This is a genomic window from Segetibacter aerophilus (assembly GCF_007991655.1).
GTDB lineage: Bacteria > Bacteroidota > Bacteroidia > Chitinophagales > Chitinophagaceae > Segetibacter > Segetibacter aerophilus.
The window spans coordinates 151077-166358 of the sequence record NZ_BJYT01000013.1 but is presented as its reverse complement, the minus strand read 5'-3'; the positions used below and the strand labels follow the sequence as shown (position 1 = coordinate 166358).

Genomic DNA, 15282 nt, shown 5'->3' with positions numbered 1-15282 from the left:
CAAGAAAAAGAAAGTGACAAGCTGCACATGAGAATTTTTGGGAAAAGAAACGACCTATACATAAGTAAGTTTTATAAAAAGTAGAAGAGAAGATTTCAGTTGCAGTAGGTGACACAACGATGTTGAATTATATTCAAATGCAGGTGACCAAAAGAAAAAAATGTACACAGAACTCCAGGTAACAACTAATTTTACTTTCCTGCGCGGAGCCTCTCATCCTGAAGAGTTGGTTGAGCAGGCTGCTGCTTATGGATATAAGGAAATTGCAATAACAGATCGAAATACATTCGCAGGGATCGTACGGGCACATGCTGCCGCAAGAAAATTGGGAATAAGAATAGTAGTGGGTTGCAGGTTAGACTTGCTGGATGGGCCAAGCTTATTGGCATATCCCACTAATAAAACTGCTTACTCTCAATTAAGCAATTTACTTACGTTAGGAAATAGTCGGGCAGAGAAAGGAGAGTGTCATTTATATAAAGCAGATGTTTTTGAGTATGCCAGGGGAGTGAAATTTGTTGCGTTGCCGCCGGATGAATTGAACGGGGCTTTTGAGTTTGACTCATCGTTTGAAACTGCTTTGAAGGAATATAAAGGAGTTTTCCAGGGAGACTTATATATTGCTGCAACCCGCCGCTACCAGGGAAATGACAGCAAATATCTATACCGCCTTAAGCAGTTGTCAAAGGAATTAGCTATACCAATTGTTGCGACTAATGATGTGCATTATCATACTCCATCCCGAAGGCAGTTGCAGGATGTTATGACCTGCATTCGTGAAAAATGTACGATCTATAATGCAGGTTTTCGATTACATTCAAATGCTGAACGATACCTGAAACCGAGTGATGAGATGCTGCGTCTTTTCAGGCAATACCAAGATGCAATCGAGAAGACACATGAGTTGACTGAAGCCTGCAGGTTTTCTCTGGATGAATTGAAATATGAATATCCTGAGGAAATAACGAGTGAAGGCCGAACTCCGCAAGAAGAGCTTACCTACCTCGCATGGGAAGGCGCCAAAGAGAAGTTTGGAGAAGACGTTCCAGTGAAAACAAAGGAGGCAATTAAATACGAACTGGATTTCATCGAGAAGATGAATTATGCTGCTTATTTTCTTACGGTCTATGATATCGTCCGCTTTGCCCGCAGCCAAGGTATTCTTTGCCAGGGAAGAGGCTCTGCTGCCAACTCTACGGTTTGTTATTGCCTTGGGGTCACTTCTGTTAATCCTGCAAAATTTGATTTGCTGTTTGAGCGGTTTATTTCTTCTGCCCGCAATGAACCTCCTGATATTGATGTGGATTTTGAACATGAACGACGTGAGGAAGTCATTCAATACATCTATCAAAAGTATGGACGTGACAGGGCAGCTATAGTTGCCACCGTAACACAACAACATCAAAAAGGAGCAATAAGAGATGTGGGCAAAGCAATGGGGCTTTCTGTTGACACTATCAATCGTTTGTCAAGCGCTATTTGGGAGTTTACAGATGAATGGTTCGAAGGAAAACGAATTGCAGAACAAGGCTTTGATCCACAGAATAAACACCTGCAAAAGGTATTGCAACTTACCAAAGAGTTTATGGGTTTTCCGAGACAATTGGGGCAGCACACGGGAGGCTTTGTAATTACCAATGGCAAACTTTCAGACTTGTGCCCCATCATGAATGCCCGCATGGAAAACAGGACATGTATTGAATGGAACAAAGATGATATTGATGCATTGGGATTTATGAAAGTTGACGTGCTTGCTTTGGGAATGCTTACATGTATAAGAAAAGCTTTTGACCTTACAAAAGAGCATTATGGACTTGACCTCACGCTTGCTAATATTCCACAGGATGATCCAAAGGTGTATGACATGATTTGTCATGCTGATACAATTGGCGTGTTCCAGATAGAGAGCCGGGCACAACAAAGCATGTTGCCACGATTGAAGCCTCGTTGCTTTTATGATCTTGTAATAGAGGTTGCAATTGTTCGTCCGGGACCTATACAGGGAGATATGGTGCATCCTTATTTACGTCGGAGAAATGGAGAAGAACCGGTTGAATATCCTTCAAAAGATTTGGAAGAAATATTAAAACGGACTTTAGGTGTACCACTGTTCCAGGAGCAAGCGATGAAGATTGCAATCGTTGCAGCAGGGTTTACGCCTGCTGAAGCTGATGAACTGCGGAGAAGTATGGCAACTTTTAAAATGAAGGGAGGGGTTTCTAGGTTTCATAGTAAGCTCATCAACGGTATGACTGAAAGAGGCTATAGTTTAGAATATGCAGAACGTGTTTTTAAACAACTGGAAGGCTTTGGAAGTTATGGCTTTCCGGAAAGTCATGCAGCCAGCTTTGCCTTATTGGTATATGTATCTTCGTGGCTTAAATGTTATTACCCCGATGTGTTTGCCTGTGCCTTGCTTAACAGCATGCCGATGGGTTTTTATCAACCTGCACAAATTGTAATTGATGCACGTAAACATGATGTTGAAGTACGAGCAATTGATATCAATTATTCGCATTGGGACAATAAGCTTGAAATGCCTCCCTCTCCGCGAGGAGAGGGACGGGGTGAGGCCGCCCTTCGCCTCGGATTTAGACAGGTAAAAGGGATCCGCGAAGAAGACATGGATTTACTGGTGTCAGCAAGACAAAAAAAATATGAAAGCATACAAGATTTACGAATGATTGGCTTGTCGGATGCTGCATTAGAAAAACTCGCAGATGCAGATGCATTCAGGTCGATTAACCTTGACCGTCGACAGGCGCTTTGGGAAGTATCCACAAAGGATAAACCGGTAGCAATGTTTACGGGGCAGCCATCGGCAGATGAAAAGCTTGAAGATATATCACTGCCTCAAATGTCAACTGCAGAACATGTGGTGCATGATTACGCTTCCACTTCACTTTCTTTAAAAGCTCATCCTGTAAGTTTCGTGCGGGAGAAGTTGCAACAGCTGCACATTTTATCAACCAGTCAACTTGCTACTGCAAAAAATGGACAGCCGGTAAAAGTGGCCGGACTTGTATTAGTACGTCAAAGACCGGGTACAGCAGGGGGCATTTGTTTTATGACCATTGAAGATGAAACTGGGGTTGCTAACCTGGTTATTTTTCAGAATCTTTTTGATGAATATCGAAAAGAGATTTTACAATCAAGATTGATCATGGCCGAAGGTCATTTGCAGGTACAGGGGGAAGTAATACATGTAATCGTAAAACGTTGTTATGATTTATCAAAACTGCTGCGAAAACTAACTCCATCAAATAACGAAACACCACAAGTGCTAACCCTTGCAAGACCTGATGAAAAATCAATTCCGCCGGGATTAAACAAGAGAAGCCAGGTTCGTGAGGATGCGCAGGAAAAACTTTTTCCAGAAGCAAGGAATTTCAGGTAAGTACCTTGCTTCTTTATAAGAAAATCAATAAAGCATACTAAAATCATTTAAAGTAATTTTTGTTGAAAACCAACCAAAAGAGCCAACTTAATAATTCGTCTACGCAAAAGCTTTCTAAATATTCAATACATTTATCGAATTCTAAAAAGCTTTGCCAAATGAATAAATTATCATTTCTGCTGACCGTCCTTTTGTTTTCTAATGCTGTTTTAAAGGCACAACAAAAGGTGATACAGTTATATCCTGGTGCTGCACCCGGTTCTGAAAGCTGGAACTGGAACGAGGCGGAAAGCGATAATAATGCCTGGAAAACAAAAGCTGTCTATAATGTTTCGCACCCGACACTCACTGTTTTTGCTCCAGACTCAATGTCTTTAACCGGAACGGCTGTGATCATTGCGCCCGGAGGTGCATTTCATGCTTTATCTATCAATAGCGAAGGATATGATGTAGCCAGGTGGCTGGTCAAAAAAGGGGTTACCTGTTTTGTTTTAAAATACAGGCTTGCTCACAGTCTTACCACAGATCCCGTTGCTGAAATGACAGCTAAATGGGGGAATGCAGATTTTAATCAAGCCCTCAAAAACACCATTCCACTTTCTGTAGCTGACGGAAAAGCAGCCATTGCTTATGTACGAAATCATGCAAGGGAATATGGGGTTGATCCACATAAAATAGGGATTGTGGGTTTCTCTGCTGGTGGTACCGTAGCTGCGTCTGCCGCTTTCAACTACACTTCAGAAAACCGTCCTGATTTTGTTGCGCCTGTGTATCCTTACTTTCCTCCGGAAATGGTTACTGAGGTTGCGAGCGATGCGCCGCCTTTGTTTATTGCTGCTGCAACCGACGATGGTTTAAATCTTGCCCCTCATAGTACTAACCTCTACCAGCAATGGCTTACTGCAAAACATCCTGCCGAAATTCATATGTACTCTAAAGGTGGCCATGGCTTTGGTATGCGCGTGCAACATCTGCCTTCCGATACGTGGATTGAACGTTTTGGGGACTGGCTTCGATTAAACAATTATCTTAAGTTGTTGCACCCGCCCGAGTGGGCAAAGAGGCTTGAAGACTGGCAGCTCGATGATATAAAGAAGAATGACGAAAACCGTTTTCATAGCGACTGGCAAAATTTAAACCGTTACAAAAAAGCTAACACTGCTTTGGCTTCCAGCAGCTCTGCAAAACCTCGCGTAGTTTTTATGGGAAACTCAATCACTGACGCGTGGATCAATGTTGACTCTTCTTTTTTTGCAGGTAAAAATTATATAGACAGGGGTATTAGCGGACAAACGACTCCCCAAATGCTGATACGTTTTCGTCCTGATGTTATTGACCTAAAGCCAGCGGTTGTTGTCATTCTTGCAGGTATTAATGATATCGCAGGAAACACCGGCCCAATGACCCTTGATGAAACGTTTGGTAACATTGTTTCTATGGCCCAGTTAGCGAAGATGAATAATATAAAAGTTGTCATTTCATCTGTTTTGCCTGCTTATGATTTTCCATGGAGGCCGGGAATGCAGCCCGCAGAAAAAGTAATAAAGCTAAACGCAATGCTGAAAGAGTATGCCGGCAAAAACAACATTGTATACCTCGACTATTTCAATGCGATGAAAGATGAGCGGAATGGTTTGCCTGCTAGCTTATCTCAGGACGGGGTCCATCCAAATCTGAAGGGATATAGAATTATGGGGCCGTTGGCGGAGAAAGCAATCGCTGAAGCTTTGAAGCGTAAGTAGTGCTTTTTTATTTATTGACTTATACTAAAAACTTTGAATAATATTCCGCCAGGAATGCTTTACTCAATAGATGGTAAGGCTGCCATTCCTGTTTATCAGGAAACAAAACTTCTACAGCAGTTGGGTCAGGAAAGGTTTTATAATCGAAGCGGGTACTTCCGGTACTGATGTAGCCAGTATAGTAAAACGTTTTTTTCTGGGAGAGGGCGTATTGCAGCTTCTGCAACATCAGGAATTTGCCTAGGCTATATTTATTGTAATCGGGATGGTAAATGTTCATGATCCCTGCAATTGATTGACTTCCCTTATCAAAATACCCGGTAGCAATTAACTTGTCATCGTCACGCACCTGCACCATCATTGAATCAAAAGGATGAGGTACAATTTCCTGGTGCAAATAATCGGTACAGGTAGTAGATACAGAAAAAGGAACATGATTTTTATAGAGGGCGTACAGACTTTCAACTTCATCATCAACACTAGCAGGTTGGACACTTACGGAAAAGTTTTCGGCCTTTTTCAGAATAGTTTTAGCGGCCCTGTTAAGCCCGCATTGGTTTACGAGCGTGCGTAGCCAAAAGACAGGAACAGCAGGCATGTCTTCTCCTAAAGCTGTGTCGTTGCAGGTAAACATAAGGTGCTGCATCCTATAGTATCCGGCAGCGAGGAGATGATCGAAAGATTCATTCTTGAAAGAATTTTCATCGGCAGCTATGTAGTAAAAAGGTCCCATAAATTTCGCAGCTGCAATTTAGGTAACGATGTTTATCTACAATGATCATTTAGTTAAAACAGAAAAGAACTGCCAGGAATGTCGCAAGCTAAAACGAACGATTAAGCGAGGTTCGCTATGATTTAGTCTAAATATTTCTTTATAAAAAAGGCCTGCATGTGCAGACCTTTTTAGCTTTACAGGTTCTATTTATGGGATTATAATAATTTAGAAAAACAATAAATACTGATGGTTGCGTTTACAATCATGCTTAACGCGAAGCCCAGTAAAACCCACTTCATCTTTGCTTGAGCAAGCGCAATGCTATTTGATAAGAAAGCCAAAGAAATTCCTGGAGCCATCAGGAGAACGGATGCACCAATCATAGGCGGAATAACAACGTTAAAACCTGCTATTGAAACCTGCAGCAAAATTAGAATGGCTGTAACACCGAACCTATTTTCTTCTGCAACTGCGAGTGTCTTATTGAGCCACTTAGAAATTGAAGTTGTTTGAAATTGAACTGATCTTTCTGTTTGTGAGTGGTTTAATGATATCGTTTGCATATATAATTATTTTATACAAATATCTTTTGGAGTATTGGCAAGAAAGATGATCTACATCATCCCGTCTTCAAATTTTTGTCATTTCTCCTTGCGCTTCAAAATTGTCGAACGTTTGTATAATTGGACGTCTTTATCCACGCCAATACTCGGCTAACCTCTCAAACACGTTGCCGCTGTACTTCTTTCTATATTCTCTAATTTGCACTAAAATCATTTGTTCTATGAAAAAATGCCTGCTACTTTTTATCTTTTTTGCTGCATTTATACAGTTCGGGAAAACGCAATCGAAAGGATTTTTTTATGCAAAGGGCAAGGAGATTATTTCTGCTGATGGAAAGCCATTCCTGATTAAGGGAACCAACCTTGGTAACTGGCTGGTTCCTGAGGGTTATATGTTTAAACTGAACAACGCTACTTCTCCAAGGCTAATTAACCAGGCATTTACAGAGTTGGTTGGACCGGCAGAAATGAAAGTGTTCTGGAAGAAGTTCCAGGACAATTATATCACTGCTGCTGACATTCATTACCTCAAAATACTTGGGATGAATTCTATCAGGCTTCCTTTTAATTACCGCTTGTTTACGAATGAGAATTATATGGGACAGAATAACGACCAGCAAGGTTTTATCCTTTTTGACAGGCTTATCGGTTGGTGCAAAAAGGAGCAACTGTATATTATACTCGATATGCATTGTGCACCAGGAGGTCAAACGGGAGATAATATCGATGACGGTTCTGCTTACCCTTTTTTGTTTGACAGTCCCGCCGATCAACAACAAACGGTAGATATCTGGACCAAGATTGCAAGCCGCTACAGCAATGAAAATATTATTTTAGGCTACGATTTGTTGAACGAGCCGATTGCTCATTTTTTTGATAGCTCACACTTTAACCCTACACTCGAACCACTGTATAAAAAGATTGTAGCTGCTATAAGAACTGTTGATAAAAACCATCTTATTTTTCTTGGCGGTTCTCAATGGGACTCAAACTTCAGACCTTTTGGGAAACCCTTCGACAGTAATCTTGCTTACACTTTTCATAAGTACTGGACCCCAGCCGTGAAGTCGGTGGTGCAGGATTACATTGACTTTCGGGATAAGTACAACGTACCGATATATGTTGGCGAAACTGGTGAAAACAGTGATGGCTGGGTAGATAGTTTTAGAGTTGTTTGTGAGCAAAATAATATCGGGTGGCATTTCTGGCCTTACAAGAAAATGGATAGCAAAAGCGGCATTGTCTCCTTTGATAAACCTGCCGGGTACGATTCTATTATCAATTATGCAGACGCGCCAAAAAAGAGTTTTCAGGATATCAGAGATTTAAGGCCGAAAAACATTCAAACCACAAAGGCTTCATTTAACCAGTTGTTAGATGCAATACTCTTTAAGAAGTGTCAAGGAAATGAAGGGTATATAAAAGCTTTAGGTTTGAAGTATGAAAGCATACGATAGGCGTGGAAGGAACAAACTGATGAACAGTTGTCCCCAAACAAGCTTTAATAAAATGGTTAATTGAATTTGAATATTTTAATGAAGTTGTTTGTAGTTTTTATGATGGTATCTCAATCGATAAACACGCAGGCCCAGCAAAATGAGGAGTTGAAATCATTTAGAAACAATAAGGTAATACCGGCTGCGGTAGAAAAAAATGTGCTTAAAGCTCTTTCGTTTTACCCTGAATTAATTCCTGCCAACATCAGCTTTATTTTTAAAAAGAACATTAAGACATCAGTGATGCAGGCGCAACCTGTTTTTATGACCTTACTAAGCAGAAGAAAAAACAGGCGTTACAGAGTCAATATAAGTAAGCAGTTCAAGCTGATACATTCACAAATGCCTATTGAGCAAATACCAGACGAAGTAATGGTGGGATGGATAGGACACGAGTTGGGCCATATTCTCGACTACGAGAGTAGGAGTAATGTGGGGATGATCTCGTTTGGCTACAAGTACTATTTTCACTCATCCTTTGTAAAACATGCAGAAATGCTGGCAGACTCGCTGGCAGTTGAGCGCGGAATGGGGAATTATATTGTCGCCACCAAACGTTTTATTCTCGATCATGCAGAACTTCCGCAAGCTTATAAAGACAAAATCCGGAGGCTGTATCTCTCACCTGATGTAATTGTAGAGCAAGTAAGAAAATTAGAGGAGAAGAAGCTGCTTGAGAAGCAGAAGTAGAATCAGCTACCTGTTATCCTTTAAGTCAAAAACCACTTTTGCATTTCTTTGTTCCGTGGAGGAAATGAAGACCTCATGACGCCGGCCGCCTGCAGTAACAATCATTAAAGAAGTATTCGGGGGAATAGAACCCAGGTTATTTGCTACCATAACTAGCTCATGATGCGGATGGTTATAATCAACGAGGATTTTGAATGTCAGGGGTTTTTGAGTAAGGCCAACATTTGCAAACAACATCGTGTTGTTATGATAAATAGTAACTGTATCTCCGTCGATGTCACCATTGTCATACAAGTCGATTCTAATTTCGCCCATCTCGGTTTCGATTCGTTTTACCAGGGGACTTGATCGGGTTGTAAGGTGAGGCGGCAAAACAGGTAAAGCAGAAGGTTGCGGCTTTACCACCGGAACCGTTTGTGCTGCTACCTCTTTTTTAGGTTTTACAATTGGAATGATTTCAGCTTGTTTTTTTGCAGGTCGTGAAATTGCTTTTTTCACAAGCAATGGCGGCGCTTTCTGAACTTTTTTCGGTTGAACAATGGGCTTGGGTGGAGTTGTGATTTTTACAACAGGCTTTACGCATTCGCGGAAGGTGATGTCATCTAGCGCGAAATCATTTCCGCAACCACCAGGAGAAATGTCAATCATGGTAAGGATTAGCGGCGTGGGGGAAGCCGGGGTTGTAAAGTAGGCTTTGTGCTGGGTCCATTGCGGGGACTGTCGCCGCACAAGTTCGCCTGTTCTAAATTGCCCTACCAACTTTCCGGCAACTGTTTCTAACCTCACTATAATTACTGGAAGCAATGGAAAAGGGCATTTTTTTGTGATCTTACAAAGGTTCATCATCCATGCGGCAAATTCATAAGTAGTGTTACCTTTTAACCCGTTGATGGTTGTGCTTAGAAATGCGCCGCCTCTATGAGAAGCATTTACAAGCATCATGTTACCGGCAACATCTCCCGGGGTATGGTCTTCTTCCAGGGTAAACCAGTCGTCCCGAAAACACTTGCTGGTGTAGGGAGTAAAAGTGTAGTGGCCGTCGGTTGGACAGTAATATGAAACAGGTTCGTAATTTTCTAGTGCTGAGCTGTTGAGATCTTGAATGTTGCCCGTACCGAAATTAATACCGACTAGTGGCTGTTTAAGTACACAATCGGCAGGCTGCGCCTTTACTTGAAAAGTAAATAGGAGAGCTATCAAAAAAAGAAAAGACTTGTTCATAAGTCAGGAATTCTTTCCTTATAAAGCTACTGAAAATTTACTGCTGTTCCCAACGCTTTTGCAGGTAATCGGGAGATGTAAGGCGATTATTTAGTGCTCGGAAACAGTTTTTTTTTCAACAACGGCAGAAGCTTAAATACTACTATTAAGCTTGAACTAATTGTTGAACATATTCTCTGAATTCAATAAAATCCTGTTCTTTCATTACCCTTGGGATCTTTGCCTGTCCACCCAGTTTCTTAAATTCTTCACTCCAACTATAAAAGTGTTCTACAGGCACAGCCTCCACTTCAACTCCTTTCAAAGCTTTAGTACGCGCGACTTTGTAGTTTTTATTGTTTTCAGATAATTCGGCGTCAATAATCTCAGATGCTTCCGCCGTATTAATTTCCTTATCGGTGCCGATGACGAATTTCATTTTGTATTCGTCATTTTCAAACACCGTTGACGCAACAAACTCTTTGATCTCCGTATCAAAAACATCTTCGATTTTTTCAATCGCCATGTTCATTTTTTGGACTGACAGTTGCTCACCTACAACATTTAAGTAGTGTTTTGTACGCCCGCTAATTTGAATTTCAGATCTCTTTTTATCAGTGATAATTACTGTATCCCCAATCATATATCTCCATGTTCCCGACACGGTTGAAATAAGCAAAACATATTCGACGTTTTCCTGGGCCTGCTGAAGTGTAAGTACTTCCGCATCTTGTTTAACCCGTCCTTCATCGTCAATGTTTTCTTCTAAGAAAGGGACAAACTCGAAAAAAATACCGTTGTCAACAATCAAAGCCATTGAGTTAGTATTGGGCCTTTTTTGCGTAGCAAGGTAGCCTTCGGAAGCAAGATATGTATCGATGTAAATAAGGGGACGAGCCAACAACTTTTCCATACTTTTTCTATATGGTTCAAAAGCGACACCCCCTGATGTATAAACGTGAAGGTTAGGCCAGATGTCGTGAATTGTATTAAGATTGTTGTGGCTTATAATCTCCTTCAACATTAATTCTACCCACGACGGAATACCGGAGATGCTACCAATATCCCAACCTGGTGCTTCCTCAGCAATCCTCTTAACTTTTTCGTCCCAGTTTTCAATTGAGGCTATTTCTGCACCTGGTTTGTAAAACTTACTAAACCAACCGGGAATGTTTGCAGCGCTGATGCCACTGATTTCTCCCTCAAAATGATCGATCTCTTGTATCAGGCTGGTGCTGCTGCCAAGCATTAGAATTTGCTTTTCAAAAAAATCTGTAGGAAGATCAAAGTTTTTCAAGCTTAACACTTGTTGCATACCCGATTTCTTGATAGCACTAACCATGTCGCTTGTTACGGGGATATATTTTTTATTACTCGTGGTGCCGCTACTAAGTGCAAAGTATTTTTGCCCGCCTGGCCATGTGATGTTTTGGTGTCCTTTTAGCAGATAATGCCACCATTGGTCATACATGCCGTCGTAGTCATGCACCGGTACTTTCTCCTGGAAAGCACGAATTGGGTCAGCACTTTCTAAAATTTCATTAAAATGATAATGCATTCCAAACGCGGTAAGTTTGGCTTTCTTTAAAAGCTGTAAAAGAACTGCTTTTTGTGCTTTACCCGGCTTTACCTCGCGGCTTATTAATCCATTAAAATCTATTGCTTTTTTGATTACTCCACCTAACAGCGCCATGCTCTTTTAATTTTTTTCTAGGTTAAGCAATATTTATACCTGCCGCAGAATTCTGATAAATTCATTATGACAACTGACAGTTTTGCTAAGAAAAAGGGTTAAACCATAAGTTGTAATAGGGTGAAAACAAGACTAATACAAACAAAAAAAGGAACGAGTGTATTCGCTCCTTTTTGACGTTTTCTACATTTCTGCCCCAAAAAGGTTGAAACTATTATAAACTGTCTTTTGCAATAACACTCCAATCATCGTTACCATGTCCCTTGGCTATCCATTGATCCATCACATCAGCAATCGCTGGTATGATTGCTAAATTTGCGCCTGCTTCTTTAGCAGCACTTAGCATTAGTCCCGCGTCTTTGCGAGCCATATTGAGTTCCCATGAAGGCTCGTCGAATTTTCCTTCTGAAATTTTCTTTAACCTGGCGGGGGCGGCTGCACCGGGATTCCAGCTACTGAAAAGATTAAGAATTTCCTGTGTTTCTATGCCATGTGCTTTGGCAAGAGCAAGAGCGTCTGAAAGTCCTGCTGTCAAACTAAGCAAAAACAGGTTACCGGTCAATTTGATACCTGCCGCTCTACCTTCTTGTGGTCCGAAGTTGATCAGCTTTCCCGTCATTTTTGAAAGGTCTCCTTCCACCTTCTCAATCAATTGTTGATCACCTGATACCAACATATAACCGCTACTTTCACGAGCATTCTGAGGGCCCATAAAAACAGGAGCGTGCAAATAATTAATTCCTCTACTTTTCCAGGTCTTGGTTCTTTCGATGGCTCCTTTGGCAGAGGTCGTCGTATGATCAATCACAATTGCCCCGCTTTTAAATGCTTTACTTGCTGTTTCAAGTACTTCGTTCACTGTATCGTCATCCTTCAGGGTCACATGAATTACGTCTGCATCTCTAACCGCATCTTCAACGTTATCAAAGGCCTTCGCCCCGTCAGCTTCAAGGGCTTTAGCTTTAGCCGCTGTTCGGTTCCAGACATGCATCGTTTCGCCTTTTTGAATCATAGCCTTAACGAAGTTTGAACCTAACAAACCCATTCCTATAAATGCTTTCATACTTTTTTTGATTTTTACAAAATTATATAAGAAAAAATTTAGCCATCTACGAATGGCTTTGAGAGACGAGTGGCAAAATGAACAATTTATTTTTCAAAGCGATTACCTACAATTTTAAGATCCCCGCTAAAAAAAGATCTCCTAATAGTCACTCCAAAACTTGTGGTCAGGAGGCTTTCTTATCATTTTGGAAGGAATAACATAGCCTACCTTTGCGAAAAATTGTTTTTGATTGAAACATCTTTCGGCGGTCAATAAGTATTTCTGGAAATATAGATTCAGGTTTCTTGCGGGGATTTTGTTCATAGCAGCCTCCAACTACTTCGCGGTTTTAGCGCCTCAAGTAACTAGTTATGTGGTGAATTTGGTGCAACAACGATTGCCCAATGCTAAACCTGCTACCACTCATGCTATCAATGATCCACTAGTTGAATGGTTCATTGCTGTTCTTGATCCGATTAAGGGAAACTTCATTAAGCTTGTCACCATTTGCAGCGTAACCATATTACTGCTTGCGCTTGCAAGAGGATTACTTATGTTTTTGATGCGGCAGACGATTATTGTAATGAGTCGTCATATTGAGTATGATCAAAAAAACGAAGTGTTTGCTCACTACCAGTTACTGGATACAAATTTCTACAAAACCCATAGCACCGGTGATATGATGAACCGGATAACAGAAGATGTTAGCCGCGTTAGAAGTTATACAGGGCCGGCTATCATGTACCTCATCAACCTGCTTTCGTTGATCGCCTTCTGCGTGATAAACATGGTTAGAAAAGATCCATTGCTGACATTGTATGTTTTAGCTCCGTTGCCGATTTTGGCTGCCACCATTTATATAGTGAACCAGATTATCTATAAGAAGAGCGAAAAAATTCAGTCGCTACTATCTGATCTCACAACAAATGCCCAGGAAAGCTACTCTGGCATAAGGGTAATAAAATCTTTTGTGCAGGAAAAAGCAATGTTTGGATTTTTCGAAAAAAACAGCGTGGATTATAAAAACAACGCCATCGGTCTTGCAAAGGTGGAGTCAATTTATTTCCCTAGTATGGCGTTGATGATTGGATTAAGTACACTAATAACCATTTTAATTGGAGGGGTACAAGCATTGCACGACACAACAAAAGTGGGTGTAATCGTTGAGTTTGTTATCTACATCAACATGCTTCAATTTCCTGTGAGTGCAATTGGATGGGTAGCTAGCATGATACAGAGAGCTTCTGCATCGCAGAAAAGGCTTAACGAGTTTTTACAGACTGAGCCTTCAATAGCAGACAAAGGCAAAGCCATTGAGCATGTAAAAGGAGATATTGTTTTTAAAGATGTAGATTTTATTTATCCGCATACCGGCATCCATGCAATTAAGAAATTTTCGCTAACAATAAAAACAGGTGAAAAAGTATTGATACTAGGTAAAACAGGGTCAGGCAAATCCACCATTGCACAACTATTACTTCGTTTTTATGATGCACAAAAAGGGGATATTACCATAGGTAAGGTTCCCCTGCAATCATATTCAATAAAAAATTTAAGAGAGCAAATAAGCTACGTGCCCCAAGATGTTTTTTTGTTTAGTGATACCGTTGCTAACAATATCAGTTTTGGACTTGAAGCAGCTAATCATCCGCAGGAAATAATAAGTAAAGCAGCCCGCCAGGCAAGTGTCGAAAACGAAATAATGCAGTTTGCAGAGGGTTACGAAACGATGGTAGGAGAGAGGGGCGTAACACTAAGTGGTGGTCAAAAACAAAGATTATCAATTGCCCGTGGATTAATCAAGCAGCCGGAAATTGTAGTCTTTGATGACTGTCTCAGTGCGGTGGATACAGCTACTGAAAATACCATTATATCAAACCTATATCAGTACCTGGAAGACAAAACAGCCATTATCATCACGCATCGCATATTTACTTTACTACACTTTGATAACATTGTTGTCCTGGAAGATGGCAAGATAACCGAGCAGGGAACACATAATGAGTTGATGATGAAAAATGGCTACTATGCTGAGCTTTATAAAATGCAGACTGTTCAAGCGCACACTGAATAATTCGAGGAAACTGCTTTGCTTCATTGCCGATACTTGCTTATAAAAATCGACTTTTTAGTTTGTTGTCAAACCGCCTTTCCGTTTATTATTCAACTTTTCTTTAAAAATTTTGGTAATTGAAAAGTAATTATATATTTGTGTATCATTGTTTTTAATGAAGTCTTAACAAAAAAACCAACTTACTGTGGCGTACGAAAGCAACGAACAAAAAATTGAAAGTGTTTACAGCAAAAGGATCCGTGCGGGAAAAAGAAGAACTTATTTTTTTGATGTAAGGGCTACCCGCAGCAATGATTATTTTTTAACCATTACTGAAAGTCGCAAGAGATTTAACGACAATGGTTATGACAGGCACAAAATCTTTTTGTACAAAGAAGATTTTAATAAGTTTACGAAAGCGTTGAACGAAGCTGTGGATTATGTAAAGACAGACTTAATGCCTGACTTTGATTTTGATGCTTTTAATCATGACAACTACGAAGAAGGTCAACCGGTAAATGAAGTGGTTGCTGTTGAAGCAGAAATTGAAGAAGTAGAGATACCGACTATGCCAACTGAATTAAGCGAAGTAGTAGCATCAGTCTCTATTCCAGCAACAAATCATAGCACTGAAGAAGTAGATAAATGGTAATCTGTTTTATCAATAATTCTTATTGATAAAACAATA

At 40.5% G+C, this 15282-nt stretch carries 11 protein-coding genes; 6 read left to right on the top strand and 5 right to left on the bottom strand.

The genetic code is table 11. From position 1 onward, the window contains the following. Positions 1-160 precede the first annotated feature (160 nt). Positions 161-3397, top strand: coding sequence for an error-prone DNA polymerase (locus tag SAE01_RS17010; RefSeq protein ID WP_147204996.1), 3237 nt, complete (start codon positions 161-163; stop codon positions 3395-3397). Between the two features lie 158 nt (positions 3398-3555). Beyond that, on the top strand, positions 3556-5139 hold the full coding sequence (locus SAE01_RS17005) for a GDSL-type esterase/lipase family protein (protein ID WP_147204995.1): 1584 nt from the start codon (positions 3556-3558) through the stop codon (positions 5137-5139). Between the two features lie 19 nt (positions 5140-5158). Here the strand turns inward: SAE01_RS17005 and SAE01_RS17000 are convergent, their stop codons facing one another. Both SAE01_RS17000 and SAE01_RS16995 read right to left on the bottom strand, forming a co-directional pair. Beyond that, complete coding sequence (locus SAE01_RS17000; protein ID WP_147204994.1) at positions 5159-5872, bottom strand: GNAT family N-acetyltransferase; 714 nt, start codon at positions 5870-5872, stop codon at positions 5159-5161. Positions 5873-6069: 197 nt separating this feature from the next. Next, a complete protein-coding gene (locus tag SAE01_RS16995) occupies positions 6070-6417 on the bottom strand; it encodes a hypothetical protein (protein ID WP_147204993.1) in 348 nt (115 codons plus the stop codon). 221 nt (positions 6418-6638) lie between these two features. On the opposite strand from SAE01_RS16995, the gene SAE01_RS16990 reads away from it, so the two are divergent. Together SAE01_RS16990 and SAE01_RS16985 are read left to right on the top strand one after the other, a co-directional pair. Beyond that, complete coding sequence (locus tag SAE01_RS16990) at positions 6639-7874, top strand: glycoside hydrolase family 5 protein (protein WP_147204992.1); 1236 nt, start codon at positions 6639-6641, stop codon at positions 7872-7874. 78 nt (positions 7875-7952) lie between these two features. Further along, positions 7953-8603 carry a hypothetical protein gene (locus SAE01_RS16985; protein WP_246113266.1) on the top strand — a complete coding sequence of 217 codons (651 nt, stop codon included), beginning with the start codon at positions 7953-7955 and terminating at the stop codon, positions 8601-8603. Between the two features lie 6 nt (positions 8604-8609). Here SAE01_RS16985 and SAE01_RS16980 read toward each other — a convergent pair whose 3' ends face one another. The 3 genes from SAE01_RS16980 to SAE01_RS16970 form a co-directional block, all read right to left on the bottom strand. Continuing rightward, positions 8610-9824 (bottom strand): hypothetical protein, encoded by a 1215-nt coding sequence (locus SAE01_RS16980; RefSeq protein WP_147204991.1) that lies wholly within the window; start codon positions 9822-9824, stop codon positions 8610-8612. A 145-nt stretch (positions 9825-9969) separates the two neighbouring features. Beyond that, positions 9970-11496, bottom strand: coding sequence for a GH3 family acyl-acid amido synthetase (locus SAE01_RS16975; protein ID WP_147204990.1), 1527 nt, complete (start codon positions 11494-11496; stop codon positions 9970-9972). Between the two features lie 214 nt (positions 11497-11710). Next, a complete protein-coding gene (locus SAE01_RS16970; protein ID WP_262713373.1) occupies positions 11711-12571 on the bottom strand; it encodes an NAD(P)-dependent oxidoreductase in 861 nt (286 codons plus the stop codon). A 220-nt stretch (positions 12572-12791) separates the two neighbouring features. Between SAE01_RS16970 and SAE01_RS16965 the strand changes: the two genes are divergently transcribed. Continuing rightward, positions 12792-14615 (top strand): ABC transporter ATP-binding protein, encoded by a 1824-nt coding sequence (locus SAE01_RS16965; protein ID WP_147204988.1) that lies wholly within the window; start codon positions 12792-12794, stop codon positions 14613-14615. 184 nt (positions 14616-14799) lie between these two features. Continuing rightward, positions 14800-15246, top strand: a complete 447-nt coding sequence (locus tag SAE01_RS16960; protein ID WP_147204987.1) for a DUF3276 family protein — start codon at positions 14800-14802, stop codon at positions 15244-15246. Positions 15247-15282: the final 36 nt, after the last annotated feature.

Excerpts from the sequence above, each read along its gene's own strand:
- SAE01_RS17000 (WP_147204994.1), bottom strand. The coding sequence starts at position 5,872 with ATGGGACCTTTTTACTACATAGCTGCCGATGAAAATTCTTTCAAGAAT.
- SAE01_RS16990 (WP_147204992.1), top strand. The coding sequence starts at position 6,639 with ATGAAAAAATGCCTGCTACTTTTTATCTTTTTTGCTGCATTTATACAG.
- SAE01_RS17005 (WP_147204995.1), top strand. The coding sequence starts at position 3,556 with ATGAATAAATTATCATTTCTGCTGACCGTCCTTTTGTTTTCTAATGCT.
- SAE01_RS16980 (WP_147204991.1), bottom strand. The coding sequence starts at position 9,824 with ATGAACAAGTCTTTTCTTTTTTTGATAGCTCTCCTATTTACTTTTCAA.
- SAE01_RS16985 (WP_246113266.1), top strand. The coding sequence starts at position 7,953 with ATGAAGTTGTTTGTAGTTTTTATGATGGTATCTCAATCGATAAACACG.
- SAE01_RS16995 (WP_147204993.1), bottom strand. The coding sequence starts at position 6,417 with ATGCAAACGATATCATTAAACCACTCACAAACAGAAAGATCAGTTCAA.
- SAE01_RS16975 (WP_147204990.1), bottom strand. The coding sequence starts at position 11,496 with ATGGCGCTGTTAGGTGGAGTAATCAAAAAAGCAATAGATTTTAATGGA.
- SAE01_RS17010 (WP_147204996.1), top strand. The coding sequence starts at position 161 with ATGTACACAGAACTCCAGGTAACAACTAATTTTACTTTCCTGCGCGGA.